Below are 3,562 nucleotides of genomic sequence, written 5' to 3'. Positions count from 1 at the left end.
TCGGGGTGTTCCCGGAATCTTACAACCTGGTTGTAAATGCAAACCATCAGAAAGTAGAATCTCTTTTGGCTTTGTCGGATGAAACGGAAAAATCCAATAAGGTGAAGCAATTGACAGACCTGGCATTGCTTGCTCAGGGAATGTTGAAGGGAGAAGAATTAAATCAGTTTATCGAGAGAAGTATCTCATTTGTATAATCCTGGTTCCCGTCAGTCGGTTGATTGACGGGAACTTTATCTTTTTAGTGTGTATAGTATCATTTTTGCAATTGTTGCGTTTGCGGTTTCAGGAGGAAGGTTTCTGCCTGCTCTGATCGCATTTTTAGTAGGTGGATTTGTAGATCAGACAGTTCGGGCACGAAAAAATCAGGCGGCTGGAAACGGTGGTGGAAACCGTCAGTCTTTTCAGGATATTTTTGAATATTACACGCAACAAACCCAGCGTTACGATTTCCCGACTCAATTATTGGCGCTTTCGGCTTATATGATGAAAAGCGACGGGAAAGTGGTGAAGTCCGAATTGAACTTCGTCAAATCGTTTCTGGCTCAACAATTCGGGAACCAGTTCAATCATTCGCATTTACAAACACTGAAGAATTTTTTAGATGCTCCGACCATCCCGATTGATCAGATTTGTTCGGATATCCGCATGCGTGCGCAGGTTGAGATCCGTATTCAACTGCTTCATTATTTGTTTGGGATTGCTCAATCGGACGGGCAGGTTTCCGATCAGGAAATTAAAACCCTGCAGTACCTGGCAAATTTGCTGCAGGTTCCGCCAATGGATTTCAGATCTGTTCAGGGAATGTTCAAGCAAAACCTCAATGCGGATTACGAGATTCTGGGAATCGAAGAATCAGCAAGCGATGAGGAGGTGAAAAAGGCATATCGCCAGATGGCCGTTCGCTATCACCCGGATAAAGTGGCTTCTTTGGGAGAAGAATACCAGAAAGGGGCGAAGGAGAAATTCCAGCGAATCCAGGAAGCTTATGATAACATTAAAAAAGCAAGAGGTTTATGATTTTAACCGATTGATTCTAAATAAGTACTTTTGGTGTTTGAATTTTAACACTCTTATTTTTGACTTAATTTATAATTAACAAAAGTTTAAACGTAACATTTAGTTTAAACTAGGTGTCTTTTCATTTTTTTTTGTAGTAAATTTTCGTACGTTTGCGTAATCCTATTGTTACACAAACCCGCATGGGTACTTATCTCGCGTTAGATGAAAAAAGCACTACATACTACTCTCCGTAAAGTAAGCGCACCAAAAAATGGCTTAATAATTTTCTTTTTATTTCTGTTAGCACTTAATAATCAATTGTTTGCTCAGATGCAGGCGAAAGAAAACCTGTTGAATGGTTTTCGCACCCGGGAAGTGAAAAACCTGGAAGCCTGGAAAAAATTCAATACTCCTGAGTATTATTCCCACCCCGAATTTGGAAGACTTCCGGACAATGCACCATGCGAAAATTGCGTGGAAGTACTGGAAAAACGAAAAATTGATGAGCGTTATTTCGTAAATGTTACCAACAATAGTGAATTCTATACACAAAAAGCGTTGGGTGATTTACATCAATTTGTAAACGGATCATGGGTCTCAATCGAACATGAATTACAAGCTGCTTCCGGCCCGAAATATGAGTCGGGATATTTGCTCGACCGTCCGGCGATTGATTTTTCAACCAAACGAACAGAATTAAAAACAGCTGAAGGAACTTTTCAGTTTAATAACTGGAAATTGATCATCGTTCAGAATGCGTCGTCATCAAATGAAATTTCTGCGGATTGGTCGGATTACACGGTTGGTTCCGACGGAGCATTCATCCGGAATATTTTTCCTGGAATTGACGCCGAAATGGTTGTTATGCGAGGAGCGATCAAAACCAGTTTTACAATCAAAACCAACGAATTCGGTGTTTTCGAAAAATTGCTGTTTCGCGAACAGTTGGAAGGTTTAACACAACTTCATGCTGAATTTACAGATGGAAATCAGACAGAAGGAATCGGAAGTTTGAAACTCATGTCCGGATCAACAGAATTGGCGGTGATGGATGAAGCAAAATTATTTGCGAAAAACGGTCCGAAGAGTTTAGCGCGTTCAGGAGTTTATGCTATTCAGGCAAACAGGATTGATCTTCAGGTCGATTATTCCTGGATCAATGAGAATATCGGATCTTATCAACTGATCGTTGATCCGCTTGTAACCGGAAGTGCTACTTTGGCACAGGCTTCGATTACCGGGTCGAGATACAATGCGAGTTGCAATTTTGACAATTCCTGTGATTACAATTTAACGGTTCCATCTCCTGCAAATGCCACGATCACGGATTTGACCTTTTCGTTTAGTTATACTGCTTCCGGATTATGCTGGAGGGAGGATGGGGCTATGAGAATTGCAACCGGAGGCTGTGTGAGTCCTTCTGCTGCAGGATATTACTGGTTTTGTAATTTGATGAGCGGTGGAATCTGTAATGCTGCAAATCAAACAGTAATGAGTGATCTGGCTGGTTGTCTGCCGTCTCCGGGTGGAAGTTGTACTTCACAAAACATCACATTTACTTTGCAATTCTTCCGCGCTTGCTGGGGAGCAACTGGTTGTTCAGGCACATGTATTGGAGCAAGTGCTCCATGGGTTATGAATATTACCGGAAGAACATTGGAATATACCAATCAGACAACACCCATTACCTTGTCAGGAACAACCGTTTGCCAGGGTGGATCTTTGACGGCATCTACTTCTGCTGTTTACGGAGTTCCGGGATATACATACAACTGGAGTTTCAACGCATCGGGTACACCAAGTGTCGGAACAGGAACAAGTGCAAGTATTTCATTCCCGACCGCCGGAACAGTGACACTTTATTCGATCGTGACGGATGCTTGCGGAAATCAGATTACAAGCAACAGAACGGTAACAGTAACACCTGGAACACCTCCAACAATTACAGCCGGAGGCCCAACGACATTCTGTGCCGGAGGGTCTGTTGTTTTAACATCTTCAGCTGCAACCGGAAATACCTGGTCAAACGGAGCAACTACTCAATCAATCACGGTTACAACCAGCGGTTCTTATACTGTAACTGTTGTAAGCGGAAGTTGTTCATCCTCATCTGTGGCAACAGTCGTGACAGTGAATCCGATTCCAGCCACGCCAACAATTACGGCGAGTGGACCGATGGCATTTTGTACAGGTGGCTCAGTCACGCTGACATCTTCTTCTGCAACCGGAAATACCTGGTCGACAACGGAAACTACGCAATCGATCATTGTCTCTACGAGTGGAACGTACACGGTAACAGTTTCAGCAAATGGTTGTACATCAGCTACGGCTTCAACAACAATCACCGTGAATCCGGTTCCTTCAACTCCGACTATTACAGCCGGTGGTCCGACTACATTTTGTGCAGGCGGTTCGGTTGTTTTAACCTCTTCCTCCGCAACCGGAAATGCCTGGTCAAACGGAGCAACCACGCAATCAATCACGGTTACAACCAGTGGAAATTATACCGTTACTGTTTCGAATGGTCCTTGTTCGGCAACATCTGTGGCAACAACTGTTA

At 43.1% G+C, this 3,562-nt stretch carries 1 protein-coding gene and 2 pseudogenes; all 3 read left to right on the top strand.

Going from position 1 to position 3,562, the window contains the following annotated elements:
• Nucleotides 1–197, top strand: a pseudogene (locus tag Q1V93_RS04475) (molecular chaperone HtpG); the annotation flags it as partial.
• 49 nt (nucleotides 198–246) lie between these two features.
• The gene (locus Q1V93_RS04470; protein ID WP_300662049.1) at nucleotides 247–1,020 is read left to right on the top strand and encodes a TerB family tellurite resistance protein; all 774 of its coding nucleotides are present in this window, start codon (nucleotides 247–249) and stop codon (nucleotides 1,018–1,020) included.
• 204 nt (nucleotides 1,021–1,224) lie between these two features.
• Nucleotides 1,225–3,562, top strand: a pseudogene (locus tag Q1V93_RS04465) (hypothetical protein); the annotation flags it as partial.

This window comes from Fluviicola sp., from assembly GCF_030151805.1.
Classification (GTDB): Bacteria; Bacteroidota; Bacteroidia; order Flavobacteriales_D; family Crocinitomicaceae; genus Fluviicola.
This window is presented reverse-complemented; position numbering and strand designations above follow the sequence as displayed.